This is a genomic window from Blautia sp. HCP3S3_C12, assembly GCF_052064155.1.
GTDB lineage: Bacteria > Bacillota > Clostridia > Lachnospirales > Lachnospiraceae > Blautia_A.
The window spans coordinates 47879-70899 of the sequence record NZ_JBQHWC010000010.1; the positions used below are offsets into that span (position 1 = coordinate 47879).

Genomic DNA, 23021 nt, shown 5'->3' on the forward strand with positions numbered 1-23021 from the left:
ATTTACAAAACTTTTTTCAAAAAAATTCTCCCCCGACCGGAAATACCATTTCCAGATGCGCTTAGGAAGATAGAAAGGCAACAAAGCCATTCGGAAAGTGAGGTGCTGCAGATGCAGACAGAAACGATTGATAATAGCCAGCAGGCCACACCACAGATTGAGGAAGAGCTCATTGATACTCTCATCGCAATCAGCGTAGTAGCCAAACGACTGGCAGCCAATCTAAGACAACAGAATAAAGAAAACGGAGGAACTAAAAATGAGCAAAATGAGTGAATTATCTCAGGTGCTGGATGAAATAATTGCCTGCGGTGAAGGAATGATCAAAGCCGCAAATACATTAAAAGATATCTTCACATCTACAGAAGAAGCTCCGGCTAAGACTGAAACAAAAGCAGCTAAGAAAGTAACCAAGCAGGAAGCCGCAGAACCTGAAGCAGCAAAGGCTGAACCGGCTCCTTCCTATACCAAGGAAGATGTTCGTGGAGTACTTGCTGCAAAATCAGCTGCAGGCTTTAAGAAGGAAGTCAAAGAGCTTCTGGAGAAATTCGGAGCCCAGCAGTTAAAGCAGATTGATCCTAAGGATTACGCAGCCATTCTTAAGGAAGCAGAGGTGATTGGAAATGCCTAAGCACGCATACCTCTCCGCCTCTGCCAGCCACAGATGGTTAGCCTGCCCGCCAAGCGCAAAGCTCTGTGCCAACATCCCGGATCAAGCATCCGAATATGCACAGCAGGGAACCGATTGCCATGAGCTTTGTGCCTATCTGGTAGAAAAGGCTCTTGGCAGAGAGGTAATCGATCCGACTGAGAATCTTACCTACTACGATGCTGAAATGCAGAACTGCGCTGAGGAATACAGGAACTATGTATTAGAGCAGATTGAAGCAGCGAAGGAATTCTGTAAGGATCCGCAGGTCATGATTGAACAGAGACTGGATTTCTCCCGCTGGGTTGAAAACGGCTTCGGAACCGGTGACTGTGTAATCGTTGCTGATGAAGTACTACAGATTATCGATTACAAGCATGGTCTGGGAGTTCTCGTAAGCGCCGGTGATGATGAGCATGGTGGCAACAGCCAGATGATGTGCTACGCCTTAGGTGCTTTGGAAGTATTCGGAGACATCTACGATATCAATCAGATTAAGATGACCATCTTCCAGCCGAGACGCGAAAACATCAGCACCTACACCATCAGCATAGACAACCTTCTGAAATGGGCCAACGAAGTCCTAGCACCGACTGCACAGCTTGCTTATGTGGGCGAAGGCGAATTCAAAGCCGGTGACCACTGCCAGTTCTGCAAGGTAAAGGCAACCTGCCGCAAGCGTGCAGAATACAATCTGGAGCTTGCAAAATATGATTTCGAGATGCCTGCCACACTGGATGATACAGAGATCGCCGCCATCCTTGAAAAGGTGGATGAAATGATTTCCTGGGGAAATGACATCAAGGAATATGCCCTTCAGCAGGCACAGTCCGGAGTCCACTTCGAAGGCTGGAAGGTCGTGGAAGGAAGGTCCAACAGAAAATATACCGACGAAGAAGCTGTCGCTTTCAAAGTAAAGGACGCAGGTTTTGATCCGTATGAAAAGAAGCTTCTTGGCGTAACCGCCATGAGTACACTGCTCGGAAAGAAGAAATTCGAAGAACTTTTAGGTGGGCTTATCTACAAGCCACCTGGAAAACCCGCATTGGTACCGGAATCTGATAAGAGGCCGGCAATGAATACAGCAATAGAAGACTTTAATGAGTAAAAGGAGGACCAATATTATGGCAAAAATTCAGAACCCTACAAAGGTAATCACAGGAGTAAACACACGTTGGAGCTATGCGAATGTATGGGATGCCAAGAGCATCAATGGAGGCGCACCAAAATACAGCGTTTCCCTCATCATTCCCAAGTCCGACACCGTAACTGTAAACAAGATTAAGGCGGCTATCGAAGCAGCCTATGAGGAAGGTCAGAGCAAGCTCAAGGGTAATGGCAAGACTGTTCCTGCCCTCTCTGTTCTCAAGACACCTCTTCGTGATGGTGATTTGGAGAGACCTGATGACCCTGCTTATGCAAATGCTTACTTCATCAATGCCAACAGTGCTACCGCACCTGGCATCGTAGATGCAGACCGTCAGCCTATCCTTGAGAGATCCGAAGTGTATTCCGGAGTATATGGAAGAGCCAGCATTAATCTCTATGCCTTCAACAGCAATGGTAATAAGGGCATTGCCTGCGGTCTCAACAATCTCCAGAAGATTCGCGACGGTGAGCCTCTCGGTGGTAAATCTCGTGCTGAGGATGATTTCGACACTGAGGAAGATGATGATTTCCTCTCCTAATAACTACATGACAACTAAGGCGGTAGGACAAGCCTGCCGCCAATTCAAAGGAAGGTATGGTGAAAAATTATGAAAACAGCTATGGAACTAATTCTGGCAATCGCACTTCTTATTATTTGGGGAAGCACAGGAATATCCTTACTCCTCTCTACTATCCAGGGAATAATCTATGAAAAGAAGCGTGAAAAGCGCGACCTGGAATATCATGCGAAACGCATGAAAAGCTTGCCTGACAAGCAGAACGACTAACTTTGGAGCATTTCTATCTCACTATTTAAGAAAGGGCAAAGTGACAACCTATGACAAAAGAATTATTAAATGAATTGATGAATGCACTTGTTGATGGAACTCTTTTCGGTATCTGCTTTTGCTTCTGGATGATGATCGTAATAGCGGTATGGCGTTGGTTCCTCGGAATCGTTAAACGATTTCTTCACTGGCTTAATCCAAAATGGTTCAAGTCCAAAACGGAAGAAACTGACAAGAACTAATCACCAGGCGGCGGTACCCACAAAGTGCCGCTGCCGTTTTTGTAAAGGGAAAATATTATGATAAAAGAATTGTCAATCGATTTAGAGACCTATAGCGATGTTGATATCTCCAAATGCGGAGCATACAAATACGCTGAGTCTGATCATTTTGAGATCCTGCTCTTCGGCGTTTCTGTTGATAATGGTCCCGTGGTAGTCTATGACCTTACTGCAGGTGATAAAATACCAACAGAGATCCTGGAAGCACTATCTGATGAGAATATAACAAAATGGGCTTTTAACGCCTCTTTCGAAAGAGTCTGTTTGTCCAACTGGCTCCGGAAGTATCATCCCAAATATTTCAAATCTTACAATTCAGAGGATGATCCAGTACACAACTATCTGAATCCATCCTCCTGGAAATGCACTATGATTTGGTCAGCCTATATGGGCTTACCACTCTCGCTGGAAGCTGTTGGTACAGTCCTGAAGCTTCAGGATCAGAAAATGAAGGAGGGCAAGGAATTAATCAAATACTTCTGCTGCCCCTGCAAGCCTAACAAGGCGAATGGTGGCAGAACCAGAAATCTACCGGAACATGCCCCGGATAAATGGGAAAGCTTCAAATCCTACAATCGCCGAGATGTTGAAGTAGAGCTTTCTATCAAACAGAGATTATCTAAATTCCCGGTTCCGGATTCTATATGGAATGAGTATCACATCGATCAGGAAATCAATGACCGGGGAATTATGCTGGATATGGATGTGGTGAAGAATGCAATCGCATTTGATGAAAAATCAAAAACAGAGCTCATGATTGCAATGCAAAACATCACTAATCTGGACAACCCTAACAGCGTTGTTCAGATGAAGCAGTGGCTCTCTGACAATGGCGTGGAGACAGAATCCCTTGGTAAGAAGGATGTTGCCGGACTGATAAAAGAAACCAATGGTAACATTTCAGAAGCCCTCAAACTCAGACTTCAGCTTGCAAAATCCTCTGTAAAGAAATATCAGGCAATGCAGAATTCCGTCTGTAGAGATGGTCGTGCTCACGGTATGTTCCAGTTTTATGGAGCCAACCGCTCAGGTAGATGGGCCGGACGCTTGATCCAGTTACAGAATCTTCCTCAAAATCATATGTCCGACCTTGCTGAGGCTCGTGAGCTGGTTCGTACCGGTGATTATGATACTATGGAAATGCTTTATGATGATATCCCGGATACGTTATCTCAGCTTATTCGTACTGCCTTCATTGCTCGACCGGGATACAAATTCATCGTAAGCGACTACTCTGCTATCGAAGCCAGAGTTCTTGCGCACCTTGCCGGTGAAGCCTGGCGTTCCAAAGTATTTGCCGAAGGAAAAGATATCTACTGTGCATCAGCAAGTCAAATGTTTGGCGTACCTGTCGAAAAACATGGTGTAAACTCTCATCTCAGACAGAAAGGTAAAATCGCAGAGCTTGCCCTGGGATATGGCGGATCAGTCGGTGCACTGAAATCCATGGGTGCACTGGAGATGGGATTAACCGAAGAAGAGTTGCAACCACTGGTCGATTCCTGGCGAAATTCAAATCCTATGATAACAGCCTTCTGGTGGGATGTTGATACGGCAGTCAAGACTACCATCAAACAGCGTATTCCTACAGAAGTACGCGGAATCAAATTCTTTTATAGGAGCGGTATGCTTTTCATCAAGCTTCCTTCTGGTCGAATGCTCAGCTATGTAAAGCCTCGTATCGGTGAAAATAAGTTTGGTGGCGTATCTGTTACCTATGAAGGTATCGGCTCCACTAAGAAATGGGAACGTATCGAATCCTATGGTCCGAAGTTTGTAGAGAATATCGTACAGGCAGTATCCCGTGACCTTCTCTGCTACGCTATGCAAAACCTCTCTGACCTGCAGATATGTGGGCATGTCCATGATGAGCTCATTATCGAATGTCTAGAAAATATAGCTGTTGAGAGCATCACTTCTGCTATGGGCAAGTCTCCTGACTGGATGCCTGATATCCTGATCAGAGCTGACGGCTACGAGACCAATTTTTATAAAAAGGATTAAAAAGATAGCGGCTTCCGGTTTATCGCCAGAGGCCGCTGTTTTCTAATTTTTCTTACAAATATTAACTTTTGCCATAACACTAACACAGGCTTTTTTCTCAACAGATTCTTTAGGATATATTTTTATAAAAGCATCTGCCAACATCCCACCAAGCCACTCCATACAATAAGGTTTATCTTCACATTTTTTATTCTCGTCAATATGACTTGCAAGACAATTCCAAAATTCCTCAGTATCTATGATTTTCCTTAAAAAAGATGCATGCTCGACTATGAAATTATCTTCAAATTTCATATATTTAAATTCATCTTCAAACTTACAGGCATCAATAAGTACATCTAGATATTTAAAGTCAGATACACTCATACAAGAAAGCATAGACATAAGTAAGCTCTCTGCCGGTTTCTCACTGTCTTTGACATCATTATACAGCATCTCAATTATTGTATATTTCCCACGCGATAAATTGTATATCCAAGAAACAATAGCATTGATATCTAAAATCAGATCAATACACATACATTTTAATTCTTCCATAGTATTTTCGACAGTGCCAACATGCGCAATAGTATTCCTGAGTAGCGGTGCATCATACTTAAAATAAGGATGTGCATATCTCATTAGCGCGGCATTACCCTTAAATGCTTTATCAACCTTTTCAGTTAATGTTCCTGCTGTTCCTCCTAAATCCTTTTCTTTTAATATTTCACAGCAATCATAAAATAGCCCTTCTACCTGTAATGTAGCCAAAGCCACAAAAGATATCCACTGCTCAGAAGAATATAGTTCAATCAACGTCTTAAATATATCAGCTCGTCTTCGTAATACATTATGAGCTTCAATTAATGTCGAATTCACAACCAATAATTCATGCTGCGAGATAATCTCTTCCATCTTCTTATAATATTCTTCAGGATTATCCCGGCGCATCTCTATCGTATGGCGTATTATATCTTCAGTTTCTAGTATAGGAAGGTTCAATCCTCTTACTTTAGTTTCTGTGGAAAAATCATAATCCGGATCATAGTATCTAGAAAATACTCCGTATGAATACTTCCACCTAAACATCATAATGAGTCCTTCATCGTCTTTTCTTCCACAATAATCTATGTGTCGGTGTTCTTCAACAAAAGACTGTAATCCTCTCGCGATAAACTCGGCGATTTCTGATCGAGCATCTTTGTTTATATTAGAAAAGTGAATATATTTTTTGCTTAGATTCTCGTCAATACCGTCTTTATTTAATTCTTTCGCACGATTTATATTTGCCTGTATTTGCCTTAAATCGGCTGATAGTATCTCATTCAAAAATACATAATTACTTTGATAATAATCTTTTTCCGGCACGCTATTCACTTCCTTTTAAAATCAGGGAACAAGTTTTCTTGCTCCCTGACCTATTGGTATTTATTCCTCAAATCCAGACTGATCGATTTTCAGTGTTCTGCAATTTTCAGTAACTGCTCTGACAACATTGGAATTGAATCCCTTAGCAGTCTGTGCTGTAACCTCAAGAGAAATCTCGACCTCTGCACCGTCGGCCGATGAAAGCAGATTTACAATTTCATCCATCAGTTTCTGAACATCTCTGATTACACGAGTATTATCCAATTTCTGGCTCATGAAAAATCTAGTGTTTGAAGGTGTGCCTGCAGGCTGTCCACCCGGCATATTACCTCCGCTTGGTTGGCCTCCCGGAACAAACCATCCTGGTTGGCCCGGTGTGGTTCCCCCGCCAGGAACTCCCGGATTATTCCATCCAGGTATCACCGGTGAGTCTCCTCCTCCCTGCGGCTGCTGATTTTTCTCTGCATTAATCTGTTTAAGTGCTACCAGATCCTTAACAATATAATCAGTTGGATAAATTGAAGAAACATACTCATTAAACTTCAAGCCAACATAACGTTCATTACTGATTGATGAAGCCAACGCAAAGAATTCATCACTATTGATTCCCGCCTGAATAGCAGACTCCAGTACATTGAAGTTTGCCAATCTTGGCAGATAACAGTATGTAGTTATGAATTCCCACAATTTCTTAATCTGAATATGGTTATCATCTTTCCAAAGAAGATTATCCAGTTCCATCTTAAGGAGTGCCGGAGCCCACCTGGTAATCAACTGTTCGTTCTGCAGCATCTTATTTGCTGCTTTTGCAACAACAGATTCAGAACCTCCACTGATACGGTCGACATCCCATACCAATTCACGCATATCAATCTCTCGATCAATATAAGGAACCAGCAGCCAACAATATGTTTCCTTCAGTCTCAGCTTTACTGTCTCATCACTTCTATTGATATTGTTCAGTGTCTCTGTATTTTGAGCTGCGTCCAAGTTCAAAGTCTCACTATCGGTCTTAATGGACTGCCATGCAAGAAGCTCTCTCACAGCTCTTTCCAAAGAATTCAGACCGTCCTGATCCGGTGCAACAAATGCTAGCATATTACGATATACTCTCGGAGCAGAACCCCTGTTATTCAGAATCTCCTCCGCTCTAGTAATTGCCTTCGATCTGTCCTTACCCTGCTTATATGTATCCTCAGTCTTCAAAATCACAAGACGAACTGCCTGCTCGTCAGAAACATCATTTGAAGTATTCGGGCAAACATGAAGACCTGCAAATGGTCCTTCCTTGCGGAATTCCCTAAGTCTTCTCTCAATCTCGTAAGTCACATCTGAAGGTGCTATCTGAGTAGCTCGATCTGTTGCAGTTTTCCTCAGCGTAGGTCTCGTATCATACCAATAACGATTTCCAGAGGGATCTGTGTACAGATAGGCCAAAGATCCCCTAAGTGTATTTAATGCATCGTTGAAATCAGCAATACTCTCGCCCGGCTGCACGATGCCAAGACGAATTCTCGATGACTCAATACCTCTTATGTTCTGCGCCCTTACTGTAGGTGCACTTCCAAGCATAATCGTCCTGGAAACACGTCGTGCCGCCAACTTCTGTCCATATCTGATAGTATTCTTATCCAGCTGATACGGAATTGAATTTCGACCATCAACCTCATGATCCATGATTCCATTCCATGTCTCAGGAAGATATCTTACAAGCTCATCCCTTACTGTTGGCACATCCAATGTCAAAGAGCCAGGCATAATCATTGCACTGGCATCATTAGCCATCCAAAGTTCATGGATAACTGCTGCCATTAGACGCAAAACACCTCTGGTTCTTTGGAAGCGTTCCATAGTCGCCCACTCCTCATAAAGGCGATCAAAGATTTCCGGATGTATCGGATAACAGGAAACCATACGATCTCTATACTCAACTTCCTTAGCTTCAAGCGGAAAGTCAAGTGCATTCTCCTGATACATTTTGCTGAATGCAGTACATACGGCATTGCGTGCAGATTCGTCTTTACATGGAAGGAATAGTCTACGTCTTACGACCTCAAAGCCTTCATTTGCCGCAACCGGCTTCCAAATAGACTCCTGTCTGCCAAATGTATGTTCAATAGCTTCGAGTGCTGTCTTACCACCTTCACCTTCACCAATTTCAATGGCAGATTCCGGAATAGAAGCTACAACCATACTGTTCTTACTTGCGTTTGCCGCTTCTGTGATCTGCTGGATGAAGGTAATAAAATTATCAAAAGATCCGGCAGGAAGTCCAGTTACACCATAAATGGTCTTCGCATAAGCCACAAGCTCATCCATAAGAATAAGACAGGTACCACAGCCATCCATCAATTCTCTTAATGCAATACTGCCCGGAGCAACACCTTTTTTATCAGCCTCCTTAACTATATCATACAGTTCCGGCTTGCCTGCAGACACGACAAGCTGAGCTGCCATTTCTCCCCAAAGAGTATTGATCTTAACACCAGGAAGCATTGGTTCCAGACGTGACTTCGAAGGATTGAGAGCAGTGCCTACCAATACAGCAACATTCGCCTTCGGAAGTTTGTCAACACCTGCACGCTCAAGTACAGGTTTCAAATTCGGAACCTTATCTATAGGCAATCCACCTCTGGACATGTGATACAAAGCCAACAAACTATGTGTTTTACCACCACCAAATGCAGTCTTCAGTTGAAGAACAGGTTCGCCGTCTTTTCCTGCAAATCGTCTAAGTGCCTGCTCCAAGAGTCCAGACATACCTGCAGTAACATATGTACGAGCAAAGAATTCAACTGGATCTCTGTATTCGAATGCACCTTCTCCACGGGCAACATCAGAAAGATTTGCCGCAAACTCCGCATTCTTATATTTACCTTGAGCGACATCCGGATGCGGCTCGATGATTTCTCTCCAACTTGGCAACTTCTCTCCACTAAGTCTGGTCAGGACAGCAGCCTCTCCCTTACCCTTTGCAGGTTGAGCATTCCCCTGTATCACAGTAGTCGATCCCATACTGGAACCATAACGAGATTCTCTCATGATGGATTTAATTTCCTCAGCACCCTCAGCATCAATGATCTCGCAGAGACGAGACATTGTGTCCAGTGCTCTCCAAGTATCATTTTCTGAAAAGTCCTGACCACCGATATGTGCACTCTTATTTCTTACACCCATTAGCTCTGTTGCCCATGTTCTGTAATCTTTAGACAGTTTTCTTCTAAAAATACTGTTCCACTGACGATCAAACAGTCTGAGACAATTTGCCATATCAAGAGAATCTACTAATTCTCCAAACTCTCCGGTTTTAGGCAAATCACGCTCCTGGTCAGAAAGTACTGAAAGTACCTCTGACCACCAGCCTTCACCATATTCTCTATTCATTTCCAGTGCAATATACCCTGCAAGTAAGGGATGCAAAATTCGGAATCCTTTTTGTACTAACTCTACGTTTTCAGCCATGCCTAGACCTCCTCTGTCTCTGTATCACAATCCTGGTTATATATTGCACTTAGGCAAGCATCCAGTTCTTGTTCAATCAAATATGATGCACTGTATGAAGACATCTTACTTCCATCAGCATCAACAACTTTTGAATACCGTGTAAATATGTTCCATGCTGGACCTACAGCACTAGATCTTAAGTCAAAATCTGCAACCCCCCTTGACTTCAAATCCTCTATAACAACCGGCAATTCTCTCTTAAGTGTTACCACAAATCTACGTCTTGTGGTTTGTTCTGCATCATCCGGTTTCTTCCTAAGAATAATCGTCACCGGAACTCCCTTACTTTCGGTTTTCCTTATATCGGCACTCACTTTGCGCCCTACTGGCCAACTTGCTGTTACGAGAAAGCCAGCATCTGCAATGGCAGCCATCATTTCATCCCATTCATTGGGAACATACTTTTCAAGGACACCTTCGATAAGACTATTCCTTTTATAAAAGAATACTATATTGCTCGGATAATCCTCCGCAGCAACTGATTCCATAATGACAATTGCTTTCCTAATACCCTCTAAGTAATGAACTTTTGCCGCATCCTTATCCCCCTCAAATCGATATGCTGCCGTAATCAGTTCCTCATCCTTTGGCGTTGTGATAGTTCCAAATAAATCCGGATAAATATCTTTTAATGTATACCGAAGCCAAACATAAAAGAAATCGGAAAGGTTAGCATAATCTGCTCGGTCGTAATATGGTGGTTCCGTAGAAACAATCATATTACCCTGTACTAAATGATTCGATGCATCGGCCTGCCATACCTCAGCCTTGCCTTTTGCTGGCAATTGAGCAATTGCATAAGCCGTAGCACTAATTGTCTTCTCTAGGCTACCAGATGATGAATAGAAAGGATTCGTTTCTGCAAAATCCCATACCATCGGCATTGCTGCTCTAGAGAACACATTTCTAATCTTTCCCCCGGAACTCGAGTCCCAACTGGTAAGAGCTGAACTTCTGTCAGTTAGCTTACTCAGCGACATTCCCAAATAAACGCAGACTGCCTGACTATATGCCTTGGCGCCTGACCCGCCAGCAGATAATTCTACATGGTCATCAGGCCATCCCTCATTTACAGCATCTGCTTCAATATCTTTCTGCATATCAGTCAAAAGTTTGGATACTGTTGTCAAAAACAGTAACTGTCTATTTGTATATAGCTGAGAATAATCCTGCAAGCCAAAATTTGTTGGTCCAAAATTACTAGACCCTGATGGCAGTTCTCCATGTGGTATGTCCTCTGGCTTATCGACTGTTGCACATTTCAGCTGCAATTCGTTTGGTTCCAGATAAAGATGCTTACCTTTTTCATCTGCGACTACAGCCATCAGCAGATGATCAAATCCATACTTTCTACCATACTCCTTTACATACTGGTCTGTTGTGACCTCTCCACATTTCGGACACTTAAATACTGCTGTCAAACCCATCTTTGCTTTTAGCGCAGTATCCGTTCTCTTCTCACGATGAATGACAAAATGTAATCCACCGGCATCCAACACTGGCTCGGCCCATGCCTCACTGCCCTTTTTCTTTGACAAATCAAATCCTGCTGCCAATGGAATATTGCAATCACAGCTCGGATTCGGACATTTTATTGTTCTTGCCCAAATCCAGGAAAAAACATCTCTTTCTTTCTGATCTGCATCCTTAATTGGCGGATAATAGTATTTCAACTGCTCATATGCCTTATCACATAGAATCTTACCGTATGCCCTGACATCTTCTGCAAGACCTTCTGATCCATTCCATTCAAGATTTTCTTTTTCTCGTTCTTGCAAACGAATCGGATATTTTCCTGCAAACCGAGCTGGTATATCTACAAGCGAACGATTAATCAATACCGCTACGGGATTCAAGTCTCCTGCTTTGACCGCTAACCCTAATCGTTGTGCTTCTAACGGAATCGATGCTCCGCCTGAGAATGGGTCAAAACACTCCGGAAGCTGACTATCTGAATATTTTTTTATTTCAGCCTGCGCTGCTTTTAAAAGTTCCTGATTACTAGTGTTCTCGACCTTAATCAGTTCGCTCATCAAATCTAATAATCGCTGCCTCTCTACTACCTGTTCTTCTTCGCTTTGAAAAAGATTGGGATGAGAAGATGGATCATCAACAAGCGAAGCAAACATGACTGCTCTTGCCTCTGCCAGAGACCTTCTAGACCACCATAAATGTATCGTTGATGGTCTCCCAGTGCGTGCCATCTTCTCTCTTTCCATTTCATAAGAAATCTGATCTATAGGCAGCGCCATTTCTATTAACTTTTTCATGGGCGAGACGCCACCTCCTAAAATTATTCTAAGTCAAAAATGCTCATCTGTTTAGGCTCTATTGCCTGTAATGCTGCAGCACGAGACTGAATTTCTGGCCAAGATACTACAAGAGCATTATAGGCATAAGCCTCCTGTGTCCAGCCTTTCCTCTCAGCAATCGTGTATAACCGGTATGCCAAATCTTTTGCTTTTTCAGGTTCGGCTCCATACATAGTTGCAATAATCATCGCACATCCTTCAATGCCTTTGGTTTCCATGGCTCTGGTTAACTGTTGACATAATAACCATGTTGGGACATGAGAATCAATCTTCTCGGTCAATTCGCCTCTTGCCCAAAGATGAACATTTCCTTTTTGTGCAAAAAGAAGTCCCGCTGCAGCCATCGCAGCAACTGAAGTATTTTTTGCTCTTGCTAAAGTATCGGCCTCACTAAATTTCATCTGATTAAACGCATATTGTGAATACATTTCAACACAAAATCTAGTTTCCCTATCCAATTCACTATCCTGTTCATTAAAAAACAAATCTAGTTCTTGATTTATTATTTGGAGAGCACTACGAACACTCATCTCGGTGCCATCAGCCTCTAAAACAGACTGATATCTTGAGAAAACACTTATTCCCGGACCAATAGCTGATTGAGCCAAGTCAACCGGTGCAATATTACTTGATTGAAGCTTTTTAAGTGCGTTCTTAAGTTCCCTTTTTAAAGTACCTACAAAACTTCGACGTGTACATGTTTTAGCATTATCTGCCCTCTTTCTACAAACTAAAACTATTGATGTTCCAAGAGCATTTAAACTGTTTTTAAGTCCAGAAGTACGTTCTGTTCTAATTGGCCATGTCCCGGTAATCACAAATCCAGCTCTAATTAGTGCCGATAACATAGTCTCCCATCCAGAAGATGAAATTTCATCATCGTCATCTATTTCAGATTGTTTAAAAGCATAATATATAGTCAGCGGATATGATTCGTTTACGTATTGACTTATATTACAAAAAGTTTTATACATACCATCTTCAAAAAACTTTTTTGCAGCGGCTTCATCCCCACCGCATCGATACTTCTCAGCTACCAATTCATTTTCCTTTGGTGTATCGATAGTATAGAACAATTCCGGATAATTATTTCTTACCATTTTTCTTAACCATATGTAGAAGAAATCCGCCAAATCCGCATATGGTACATTTGAATAATAGGGAGGATCTGTGGATATTAATAGTTTATTTGAACATATGTACTCCATAGCATCGTGTTGTTCAACTATAGCTGCTTTCTCAGATACATACATACTCTGAAGAACCTTCGGAATCCATTCCAACGAACTGGTCCACCCTCCCGTTGAATTGCTGAAAACATTTGCTTCTGGGAAAGTCCAAACCATTGGAATCGCCTGACGTCCAAAAGGCTGTTCTATCGTTTCAGCAGTTGTATTCCACAGGCATACCTTTGTTAGTCTCGTGGCCATTCTATCTACTCCAAATGCAAGATACGTCTGCACAGCCTCTGCATAACCTTCTTTTAATTCTATTCCTTGCTTTACAGCATCATTTTTAATAATATCCACAATGTTAACAACCAAATCGCTAAACGTTGTCATAGCTGTTAACTGTCTATTCGTCATTAAATCGCTAAAATACTCCATTCCATAAATTTTACAATTTGTACATCCTGGATAATATGCAATCTCTGTGTCAGGAAAATCCGTCGGTCTATTTACCTTTTCCGGTGAATTATCAGATTCTGCTGGCAAATATATTTTTCTTTTATCTCCTTCCGCAATAATTGCAAGCAATTGATACCCTATTTCATTACTTTGACCTTTTTCTCTAATATAGTCTAAGTCAACTGGTGACCCGCACACTAAACATGTTGCTCCCTTTCGATTGACAGTTCCCTTCCTTTTTGTTTTTCCATATTTTATTTCATATCTTATCTTTTTTCCTTCTATAATCGGTTCTAGATAGCATGCCGAATTCTTCTTCTTTGTTAGTTCAAAAGATTTTATCAAAGGCATTTCGCAACCACAAGCAGGATTTAGGCACTTTACTGTTCTCGTCCACAACCATGCTACTGCGGTAGCTTTTCCTCCACCGTTTTTTTCAGGCACAACCACTTTGGGATATAGCTCACCTATTTGTTCAAATGCTTGTTTTCTAATTAATTCACCATAATATCTTACATCCTCAGCCAACCCTGTTGCATCATTATAACCACTAGCTCTTCCTAGTATATTGGCGTTAGGATTAACAGGTTGCTCTCCTCTATACTTCGGCGGAATCTCAACCATTGCTTTATTAATCATTAATGCAACAGGATTTAAGTCATGAGCTCTTACATTCAAGCCCAAACGCAATCCCTCCATCGGTATAGTTCCACCCCCTGAAAATGGATCTAATAAAGTAGGCAATTCTCCCTCAACCGAATTATTAATTTCCTTTCTAGCTTCATCCAATATACTGTCATTAGTAGAGTTTTCCCAAACAACAAGATCCTCCAAAATTCGAAATAATCTTTGTCTCTCCTTTACTTGCTCCTCTTCCGTAGGATATTTTTCTGGATGGGATGCGGGATCATCTATCAACGATGCCCATATTATAGCTCTTGCTGCTGCCAATGGACGTCTCGCCCACCACAAATGCATAGTTGAAGGATGTCCCTGCCTTATAGATTTTTCTCTCGATGACTCAGCATTGATTTTCTCAAGTGGCAATGCCACCTCTATTAATTTCTTATTTGCCATAATTTTGTCCTCATTTCTTATACAGAATCTCTGCGTTGTTAATCAGATCCTGAATATCGAAGTTAACACTGGTTGCCGTAAAGTCCGGCGAGTTCTTAAAAGGCTGCCGCAAATAAATGGTATGTGTTTCTGTTCCATCTACTTCAACGATTGCCAGTATGTAATCCTGCTGCTTATTCAATGCTGTTAAGATTTCATTCTTAGACACCGTAACTGTCGTTGCTCCCTTTGCTCGGCCTTTGACCTCTATGAATCTCAATCTCCTCTCGTATTCCATAAGCCTTTGCGGAATTTTGGATTCAATATCGTATCCACATTTGACCCCGCTTACATCTGCCGGAGAATACCCCAGTTCAATTTCGATCTGCATAACTGCATTCATCGCAGCATACTCAATGGTCTGCCGATCACCATGCCCGAAAAAATCCCGTGGTGTATCTACAGCTCCCATAATCGTATGTAAAAGGCCTTTAGGAATAACCAGTGCTCCTCCAGTAACAACCGGTGGTGTTGCAGATATCATTCTCTCTTTATCTATTTCCGCAAGACGCTGCTGCATTCTCATCTGAAGCTCTTCAGCACGCCTCTCGGCTCTTTGAGAATTCAATCTGTCATTCTGTTTTCCTTTTGATTCCTGTTGTTTCAGTTCTGCAGCTCTGAAATCCCAATACTGTATTTCAGCAGTCATCCGTTCCTTAACAGCCTTTGCAGTCTTATCAAGAATCTTGGTTTTCCGTTCCTTAACTTCGGCGAAGTGTTCCGGAATCAAGTTAGCGATTGCATATCCTTTTGCTCGATCCTCAACCCCTGACATCAGCCAGTCCTGTGTCTTGATCCAATTTTGTAATGTAGCAAGCTCTGCCGCCTCCGGTGCTCTATAGTCAAGATACGGTGCATATCCAGCATTAAGAGCTGTCTCGTTCTCCTTCAGTTCAACGAAGTGAATGTGCTTTGATATGACCCGTTTTCCCCCATTTGGAAGAATTACACCATCCTGAACAGCATCTTCTATATAAAACAGAATACGTGCATCCTGCGAAAAATCAGAATCATCAATAAATACGGATCCCCTCTTCATCACATCAACATTGCGTTCATTAATCAAATCTATTACCGCTTCCAGCAGAGGATGTCCCGGACAAAGCAATGCTGCCTGAGTCTGACCTGCCACATTACAGTATTCCTTATCAAAGCAGATCCTCTCATATCGGTTCAGAACTGGTTCTCCAAAGCCAATCTGCATATCACGATTCCTGATTGCAAACGGTACAGAACTGATCTCATATCTCCCCTTCTCTCTTGGCCTAATCTTACCACCAAGAGTACTAAATGCTTCTAGGAAGAAAGCTTCTATGAAATGCGGCTGAAGCTTATGTGCTTCTTTACGTTCCATATCCTCTCGAATTGTTTGAATCTTATGGACATCCATTGTGTCCTCTGTCAGCGCTCTCTCATCTAAGAGCCGACGGAGTTTATTCTTGTCCATAGAATTATCTACAATTTGAGTGAGCTTTGCTCTTACATTCGGATCATCTCCATAGCGAATGGCCTCTATCAACAAATCTTTCAAGGATTTATTATCAAAAGTCATCTTACCCAAGATATCAAACACCTTGCCACCCAGTGCTTCTCTTTCCTGTTCCAGTTTTTCAAACAGTCTCTGGAATACAGCACCTTCTCTGGTTTCTTTTGCTACAAGGTTCCAAAGATGGCATACTTCTGTCTGCCCGATACGGTGAATCCGGCCAAATCTTTGTTCCAGTCTGTTTGGATTCCAAGGCAGGTCATAGTTAACCATCAGATGTGCTCTCTGAAGGTTAATACCTTCACCGGCAGCATCCGTAGCAATAAGTATTTTTACTTTCTTATCCTGTTTAAATAACTCCTCTACTTTACGGCGTTCATCTCTGAGCATTCCGCCATGTATCGTCACAACAGATTCATCAGATCCAAATAAGGTTCTAATTTTATCTGTCAAATATTTCAATGTATCTTTATGCTCAGTGAAGATAATCAGTTTTTCTCGTCTCCCTTCCTCACTAAACATATTTTTATTGTCCTGGAGCAACTTAGATAACTCATCCCATTTACGGTCCTCTCCACTGGCACGGACTTCTCCCGCCATTCTTTCAAGTTTCTTAAGTATAGCAATTTCTGCCTCTAACTCTTTTATAGTCGCGGCTGCAGATGCACGATCTACTACATCTTCTTCCAAGAGTTCTTGTTCCTCTGATGGAAGATCATCCTCGTCATAGTCATCATCAAACTTTATTGAGTATTCAGTTGCTCTCTTGCCAAGCTTCTCCTCTGCCAACCTGTTCTCCAGACGCTCTCTACGACGTTTCAGAGATTGATAAATTGCTTCTGGAGAAGAAGCCAATCTTCTCTGCAAGATTGTAAGAGCAAATCCTACAGTGGATTTTCTCTCATTATTCAAGTTATCTGCCCTGTTAAACTCCTCCTGAACATACTCTGTAACAGCTGTATATAATCTTGCCTCCGCCGGAGACAAATCGTAATTGACTGTATAAGCTCTACGTTCCGGGAAAAGCGGTGTTCCATCAAATTTAAGCAGTTCTTCCTTGACTAGTCTCCTCATAACATCCGATACATCTACGGACTGATTGCTGGATCGAGCAACGCCTTCAAATCGCTCAGGATCAACCAGCGATAGGAACAGATGAAAATCGGCTTCCTTTCCGTTATGTGGGGTTGCTGTCAAAAGCAAGAAATTCCTTGTAATATTCGAAAGTAATCTCCCCAGCTGGAATCTCTTGGTATACTTTACTTCGCCACCCCAGACTGTAGCAGACATCTTATGTGCTTCGTCGCATACAATCAGGTCCCATTCTGTCACCTTAAGTTTTGCCTGGACACTCTCATTTCTTGCAAGCTTGTCCAGTTTTGCAATACAAAGATTAATCTCGGTAAAAACATTGCCACTAACTGCAGATTCAATTCTATCATTGGTTAATATTTCAAAACGCACATGAAACTTCTGATACAATTCATCTTGCCATTGCTCTGCTAAACTCCCCGGTGCCACTATAAGGCATCTCTTTAAATCTCCCCTTGCCATAAGCTCCTTGATCAGGAGACCGGTCATAATCGTTTTACCAGCTCCAGGATCATCTGCCAAGACAAATCTAAGAGGCAGTCTTGGAAGCATCTCTTGATATACAGCAGATATCTGATGAGGTAATGGTTCTACTGAAGATGTATGTACAGCCAGATATGGGTCAAAAATATGTGCCAAATGAATTCGATAAGCCTCCGATGCCAAACGCAATGCATTTGCATCCGCATCAAAACTCCAGGGTAAACTCTTCTCTAATAGTTCTATCCGTGCTTCATCCTCTCGATATACAATCTGATTCCCAAGCTGACCTCTGCTGTCTTTATATGTAATTTCAATAGCCGCGCTACCGTACCATTTCACGCTAATAACATTAACCGTATCATTCCCAACTAATCCAGTAAGATTAGCTCCGACGGTCATATCTTCTAGTTTTGTCATGCAGTCACCTCTGTCGTATCTTGATAATTTACCAGATATTATACTTCTTTTTCATCATCAACTATCTCCATAATATCTGAGACATCACACTGTAAACCTGTACATATTTTTGTTAAGACAGTTGTTGTTAAATTTTCATTTTTACCAAGCTTTGCAATTGATGCAGAACTAATTCCGCACATATCTTTCAAATCTGTACGTTTCAGACCACGATCAATAAGTAATTTCCATAGTTTGTTATAACTGATTACCTTAGCCATCATTATTCTCCCTATTGACTATTAACACCATTAATTCTTTATACTACGTAAGAAACCATATGTTCCTTCTCCCTCTTCTGTTGTATATTCAATCAAATGAACTGATGAATAATCAACAGAATCCGGTATTTCATTTTCTGCAATAATAATTTGATTATCGCCGATATTTTCAACTATGTACTTAAATAAGGATTCACGCATTCCAGGCGTTGCCCTTTCCTTCTCCGATATTTTATGCTTCTTCTCTTTTAGTGAAAGAATTGGTGAATCCAATATGAGTAAATGCGGTGCATATATTGCCTCATTTTCCAGATACTTCATAAGATTAAATAACATAATAGTATTCAAAAACGCTCTAAATCCTTTACCTTCGTCTTTCTTAAATTTTCCTCCAACCACAGCATCAACAGTATCGACATTGATTCTGGATTCTGGTTTGTTTGGATATCCGCATTCTTTTACCATTGTGTTTAATCCATCGCTTAATGATTTCCATACCTCCGTTGAAATCAAATCTCTACCACTAAATTTGGCGTCGCTTTCATCTTCTTCGTTTTCTTTATTAAATACATCCGTGTTCAATTCTGTCGCCATTGCATCAATAGCATATATTTCCTGTCTTGCTCTAAGAATTTCTTTATATGCCTCTACTGTTCTTCTCAATTCAGCAGCTCTTGGCTTAAGTTTGATATTAATAACATCCGTTACTTCCTGTATTTGAGCATCAAGCTCCTGTAACTCACCTTCAAGTTCCTCTATTCCTCTATTTACATCATTCTCTGCTGACATGAGATCACCTATTTGTAACTGAATTCTTTGAATCTCCACTGCAGATGCCTCCACATATGATTCATGAACAGCAGTTTTCGGATCTATCGCATGTTGACAAAATGGGCATACTACAGCCTTTTCAACGCTTCCTTCCTTGATTTCTCCATCTTGTATAAATCTTAATCTCAGAATGTCAGACTCATACTGGGACTTAAGAACACTATAACGATCCTTCAGAAACAAAGACTGTTCCAATTTCGTGCTCACTTCGTATCTCTGCTTCATCAATTCACGATTTTCACCAGAAGCAGTTCCTATCTCACTTTCAATTTCTTCTATCGACGAGAGTAGTTCATCAATCTTTCCTTCTACATCGATTTCTCTTATTGCCTCCTTCTTTTCAAGTTCACCCTTACGTCTTGTAAGTTCTTCTATTTTCTGGTTTAAATATACGATAACTCCGGTTCTCTCTGTTATTCTCTTCTCTCTTTCTTCTTTGCTCTCCGCTGGCATTAAATGCATTGAATCATCATTTGTAAGTAAGAAATTCAACAAACATAAACTGGCATTTATCTTTCTATACTTTGGTGTATCAAACACCGTTCCTTTTCCAAAAATATTATCTTCATCAATAAAGAAGAAATGCAATAGTGAACGGATGGATAAATTCTGTGAAGCAAAGTCCTCTGTTGCTATAATTTCATGGTGTTCTTTAATCCCCATTAATCTAAGAAGCATATCGCTATATTCTAATTTTGCAATGCTATATTCCTTACTTTCGACTGCAGGAAAATTACTTGTCACATCAACTGTCCCGGCACCGGTCTCTCCATTCTTTCCATCAACAATTTTTCTGGTCATAGAAACAGCATATCCGTCATCAGATTCCATTAGCATTGAAATCGTGTCATATCCTGTTGCTGACTTTGTAAAAGGCGGATCACCTGCAAACATGAAATTAATACAATTAATTATGTATGATTTTCCCGCATTAGATGGACCATATATGATGTTTACACCATCTCTAAATGTGACCTCTGAAAATTGTACTTTATCGCCGGATGCGGTTATTTGTTTGATATAAAATCGACTCATACTCCATTCTCCCCTCAACGCAATGCCGACATCTTGTTTATCTGCATAATGATTTGACGTTCAGTTTGCTCCCCAACCATTTCTATGGTCTGCTTTGCATACTCTCTATATTTCATTGAAAACTCACTATCTAATGAAGCGCAATACTCTTCACCCTCAGCTGAAATTACATAAGCCATTCCTTTATTTGTTTCAATAGGCTGTACCAACCCCTTCAATACCAATTGTCTTAGACTCTCTTGAACCAAATCTCTACGACCGACAAACTCGCTAAACTTAAACGGGTTGCTGCCATTTAATTCTTCGTTTGTAATGCCAAATGTTTTCCCATACTGAGTCATAAAATCAACCGCATAAAGCATGTCTATCGTTTGAGGCATATCGTACAAATCCAAAAGAAGAATCATTCTCAATGAATTTTCAAACACAGTATTAAATAGTTTGTTCATCATCGTCTCTTACCCATCCATCCAATTTTCCTTCTTTTACAAGGAAATGGCATACTCCTTTCTTCTGTGGATTTCCCACCCAGTCTGTATCTCTGCTCAACCAGCACTTGTCAACTCTGGTGTTGGATGCCTGAGTCATCACTTTTCGTAATCGTGCATATCCGTTTTTATATTCATCTTCCCAGACTTCCTTTACACCTTCATAAGTTTCAGCCTTCAAGACATCAAACTGGCTCTCATCACTGTATATGTCACGAGTTCCTCTTCTTACAGCTTCTGCTGCAAAATAGTAGCCTCTCTGATCCGCAAAATGCTGTTGATGCTTTGGGAATCCAACAAGCATTGATGCATCAAAATTAGGTATCCCTTCAGCCTGACCATATACAGCCATCAATGCATCTGCATATTTACGCTCTTCTTCTATCACCTCAGAAGGTGTCGGTATTTCCTGCAATGGATGTCTTTTGTAATCTTCAAGCTGCTGATTCGTATTAATTCGTACAGTTTTTAAGACATTATCCCTAGTCAGTGAATACAAATAAGTAAACCCCAAAAATGCAGCAATATTTTGTTTTGACGCATTTTTTAGCAATTCAGCTTTTTTATCTTCCGATATCGAATCATCATTTTCTATTAGTTTCTTGAGATTAGAAATCAAATCATCCACACAATCTCTATGTAACCGTTTTATAACCTTATTCTGAAAATAACTCTCAATAGTCACCTGTACTTTTTCATTGTTTGCCTTATTGCGGATTAACCTTAATGCGTTGCCACCCTTTTGCCGATTTACAATCTTACTGGCAGTTCCCTTATCAACAGTAATAGTATTATTTTCCTTGTTTAAGAGTCCCATAGGTTCAGCCACTCCATCGTAAAGTAACTCTATCAAATCTGGATCAGCTATATCTTCAGCCCATGCATTTTTCAATTCTCTCAAATAGGTTGCAAAAACTAATTCTGACAAGAAATTCACCTCCAAAATTGCAACTTCTCCTCAAATTCTCATCCACTTAGTCTGAACGACTATTCACGCACATTTTTCTATAATTAAAGTGTTCTTAGCAAGAAGCGAATAGAGTTTCGACATTATGTCTCATTATATCACAACCATGTCTAAAAATCGATATTTTCTTTATGAACATAAATTTTTTCTTTTCTTGTTAAGAATCGTCACAGAACAGTTGCCGGACGCGGCATCTTCTTAGAACTGAATTGTGATGAACCTATTAACCGCATCAGGGGCTAAGAAGCCTGATTGCTTATTTACCGGAACGGAGACGTGCCATGAATAAGACAATCGATGCAAATCTGAAGTTCATATCGAAACCTTCGTTCCGCACACAGCGGACAGAGGCCGCAAGATATGAAATTCAATGAAAATGTACAGACAAGTACTGAAAATCAGCAGTCAACCAATGACAATCACAACTACGATAACCGTCGCAGTTACAACGATCTCCCTCTGCACCCGGGCGAGTGCCTCGTACCAATTCGTGTGGATTTGGAAATGGTCAAGCACTTCAACATGTGCCGAGGCAACCTTGAGACCTGGCACATCGGACCTAACAAAGTCCTTGTTGCTTTTGCACCGGTAGCAATCGAATCAAAAGAGGCATCCATCAAGGCCTTCTATCGTGATGTGCGCGAATACTTCGCATCCTTCCATACTGATGATACACTTTCCTTAGATCAGTTCCTGGAAGAAGCAGCATCAGAAGATGGCAAAGGTTTTGAACCTGCTTCATCTGAGAATCTGGAAGAGACAGTTTTACTTCGCATGATTATCAACGACCTGTTAAAGCAGGTACATATCATCAACCCGAAGTACGGTCGCATCTTGGATCTCATTTGCGAAGACTACTCCAAAGGGCAGATTCTTGAAGAACTGCACCTCGGCAAATCGCAGGGCTACAGCGATATCCGAGCAGCACAGGAACTCGCCAAGAAACTTTATTTCGGCGAATAAGCCTCTGGCTAACCCGAAAGCAGCGGTATCCTCACCCCGAAGATACCGCTGCCGTTTTTAGGTTATATGCATTTTCTTACTTCCAACTGATACTTATCATGCCCCTTAATGCGTCTCACCGCCTGGTTCAGAGTATTTGCTCTGCCATGCTGATGATACGGACACTTGAAGAAATGTTTATGAAATATGATGAGCGACTGCTCTGTAGGATACTCCGTACA

Annotated in this window: 17 protein-coding genes; 8 read left to right on the forward strand and 9 right to left on the reverse strand. The window is 41.3% G+C overall.

The genetic code is table 11. From position 1 onward, the window contains the following. The first annotated feature begins 111 nt into the window (after positions 1 to 111). From ACTNDS_RS09580 to ACTNDS_RS09610, 7 genes are all read left to right on the forward strand, one after another. Complete coding sequence (locus ACTNDS_RS09580) at positions 112 to 276, forward strand: hypothetical protein (RefSeq protein WP_441035314.1); 165 nt, start codon at positions 112 to 114, stop codon at positions 274 to 276. Then, positions 260 to 631: a DNA ligase gene (locus tag ACTNDS_RS09585; RefSeq protein WP_441035316.1), complete on the forward strand. Its 372-nt coding sequence runs from the start codon at positions 260 to 262 to the stop codon at positions 629 to 631. Before ACTNDS_RS09580 ends, ACTNDS_RS09585 begins: the two co-directional genes overlap by 17 nt. Next, positions 624 to 1757, forward strand: a complete 1134-nt coding sequence (locus ACTNDS_RS09590) for a DUF2800 domain-containing protein (RefSeq protein ID WP_441035318.1) — start codon at positions 624 to 626, stop codon at positions 1755 to 1757. The genes ACTNDS_RS09585 and ACTNDS_RS09590 overlap by 8 nt, the downstream gene beginning before the upstream one ends. A 16-nt stretch (positions 1758 to 1773) precedes the next feature. Next, positions 1774 to 2337: a DUF2815 family protein gene (locus tag ACTNDS_RS09595; RefSeq protein WP_441035320.1), complete on the forward strand. Its 564-nt coding sequence runs from the start codon at positions 1774 to 1776 to the stop codon at positions 2335 to 2337. 69 nt (positions 2338 to 2406) lie between these two features. Beyond that, positions 2407 to 2586, forward strand: coding sequence for a hypothetical protein (locus ACTNDS_RS09600; protein ID WP_283229582.1), 180 nt, complete (start codon positions 2407 to 2409; stop codon positions 2584 to 2586). 50 nt (positions 2587 to 2636) lie between these two features. Further along, the gene (locus tag ACTNDS_RS09605) at positions 2637 to 2828 is read left to right on the forward strand and encodes a hypothetical protein (RefSeq protein WP_441035322.1); all 192 of its coding nucleotides are present in this window, start codon (positions 2637 to 2639) and stop codon (positions 2826 to 2828) included. 57 nt (positions 2829 to 2885) lie between these two features. Next, positions 2886 to 4871, forward strand: a complete 1986-nt coding sequence (locus tag ACTNDS_RS09610) for a DNA polymerase (RefSeq protein WP_441035323.1) — start codon at positions 2886 to 2888, stop codon at positions 4869 to 4871. Positions 4872 to 4913: 42 nt separating this feature from the next. Here the strand turns inward: ACTNDS_RS09610 and ACTNDS_RS09615 are convergent, their stop codons facing one another. From ACTNDS_RS09615 to ACTNDS_RS09655, 9 genes are read right to left on the reverse strand one after another with little or no spacing between them, the layout of a single operon-like run. After that, positions 4914 to 6218 carry a hypothetical protein gene (locus ACTNDS_RS09615; RefSeq protein ID WP_441035325.1) on the reverse strand — a complete coding sequence of 435 codons (1305 nt, stop codon included), beginning with the start codon at positions 6216 to 6218 and terminating at the stop codon, positions 4914 to 4916. 60 nt (positions 6219 to 6278) lie between these two features. Continuing rightward, positions 6279 to 9680: a DUF499 domain-containing protein gene (locus ACTNDS_RS09620; RefSeq protein ID WP_441035327.1), complete on the reverse strand. Its 3402-nt coding sequence runs from the start codon at positions 9678 to 9680 to the stop codon at positions 6279 to 6281. A 2-nt stretch (positions 9681 to 9682) separates the two neighbouring features. Beyond that, a complete protein-coding gene (locus ACTNDS_RS09625; protein ID WP_441035329.1) occupies positions 9683 to 11992 on the reverse strand; it encodes a DUF1156 domain-containing protein in 2310 nt (769 codons plus the stop codon). Between the two features lie 23 nt (positions 11993 to 12015). Next, on the reverse strand, positions 12016 to 14739 hold the full coding sequence (locus ACTNDS_RS09630) for a DUF1156 domain-containing protein (RefSeq protein ID WP_441035331.1): 2724 nt from the start codon (positions 14737 to 14739) through the stop codon (positions 12016 to 12018). Between the two features lie 10 nt (positions 14740 to 14749). After that, positions 14750 to 18256, reverse strand: coding sequence for a helicase-related protein (locus ACTNDS_RS09635; protein ID WP_441035333.1), 3507 nt, complete (start codon positions 18254 to 18256; stop codon positions 14750 to 14752). Between the two features lie 38 nt (positions 18257 to 18294). Beyond that, positions 18295 to 18516 (reverse strand): helix-turn-helix domain-containing protein, encoded by a 222-nt coding sequence (locus tag ACTNDS_RS09640; RefSeq protein WP_441035335.1) that lies wholly within the window; start codon positions 18514 to 18516, stop codon positions 18295 to 18297. Between the two features lie 30 nt (positions 18517 to 18546). Next, positions 18547 to 20382, reverse strand: coding sequence for an AAA family ATPase (locus ACTNDS_RS09645; protein WP_441035337.1), 1836 nt, complete (start codon positions 20380 to 20382; stop codon positions 18547 to 18549). Positions 20383 to 20396: 14 nt separating this feature from the next. Continuing rightward, positions 20397 to 20834 carry an ABC-three component system middle component 2 gene (locus ACTNDS_RS09650; protein ID WP_441035339.1) on the reverse strand — a complete coding sequence of 146 codons (438 nt, stop codon included), beginning with the start codon at positions 20832 to 20834 and terminating at the stop codon, positions 20397 to 20399. Continuing rightward, entirely contained in the window at positions 20815 to 21807 is a 993-nt protein-coding gene (locus tag ACTNDS_RS09655) for an ABC-three component system protein (protein ID WP_441035400.1), read from the reverse strand. Before ACTNDS_RS09655 ends, ACTNDS_RS09650 begins: the two co-directional genes overlap by 20 nt. Before the next feature lie 390 nt (positions 21808 to 22197). Here ACTNDS_RS09655 and ACTNDS_RS09660 point away from each other — a divergent pair, with 390 nt between their 5' ends. Further along, positions 22198 to 22800, forward strand: a complete 603-nt coding sequence (locus ACTNDS_RS09660; protein WP_441035341.1) for a hypothetical protein — start codon at positions 22198 to 22200, stop codon at positions 22798 to 22800. Positions 22801 to 23021 lie beyond the last annotated feature (221 nt).

Bases quoted from the DNA above. Each gene is read 5' to 3' on its own strand.
- ACTNDS_RS09595 (WP_441035320.1), top strand. From the start codon at position 1,774: ATGGCAAAAATTCAGAACCCTACAAAGGTAATCACAGGAGTAAACACA.
- ACTNDS_RS09650 (WP_441035339.1), bottom strand. From the start codon at position 20,834: ATGATGAACAAACTATTTAATACTGTGTTTGAAAATTCATTGAGAATG.
- ACTNDS_RS09660 (WP_441035341.1), top strand. From the start codon at position 22,198: ATGAAATTCAATGAAAATGTACAGACAAGTACTGAAAATCAGCAGTCA.
- ACTNDS_RS09600 (WP_283229582.1), top strand. From the start codon at position 2,407: ATGAAAACAGCTATGGAACTAATTCTGGCAATCGCACTTCTTATTATT.
- ACTNDS_RS09630 (WP_441035331.1), bottom strand. From the start codon at position 14,739: ATGGCAAATAAGAAATTAATAGAGGTGGCATTGCCACTTGAGAAAATC.
- ACTNDS_RS09635 (WP_441035333.1), bottom strand. From the start codon at position 18,256: ATGACAAAACTAGAAGATATGACCGTCGGAGCTAATCTTACTGGATTA.
- ACTNDS_RS09580 (WP_441035314.1), top strand. From the start codon at position 112: ATGCAGACAGAAACGATTGATAATAGCCAGCAGGCCACACCACAGATT.
- ACTNDS_RS09585 (WP_441035316.1), top strand. From the start codon at position 260: ATGAGCAAAATGAGTGAATTATCTCAGGTGCTGGATGAAATAATTGCC.
- ACTNDS_RS09605 (WP_441035322.1), top strand. From the start codon at position 2,637: ATGACAAAAGAATTATTAAATGAATTGATGAATGCACTTGTTGATGGA.
- ACTNDS_RS09610 (WP_441035323.1), top strand. From the start codon at position 2,886: ATGATAAAAGAATTGTCAATCGATTTAGAGACCTATAGCGATGTTGAT.
- ACTNDS_RS09620 (WP_441035327.1), bottom strand. From the start codon at position 9,680: ATGGCTGAAAACGTAGAGTTAGTACAAAAAGGATTCCGAATTTTGCAT.
- ACTNDS_RS09640 (WP_441035335.1), bottom strand. From the start codon at position 18,516: ATGGCTAAGGTAATCAGTTATAACAAACTATGGAAATTACTTATTGAT.
- ACTNDS_RS09625 (WP_441035329.1), bottom strand. From the start codon at position 11,992: ATGAAAAAGTTAATAGAAATGGCGCTGCCTATAGATCAGATTTCTTAT.
- ACTNDS_RS09645 (WP_441035337.1), bottom strand. From the start codon at position 20,382: ATGAGTCGATTTTATATCAAACAAATAACCGCATCCGGCGATAAAGTA.
- ACTNDS_RS09590 (WP_441035318.1), top strand. From the start codon at position 624: ATGCCTAAGCACGCATACCTCTCCGCCTCTGCCAGCCACAGATGGTTA.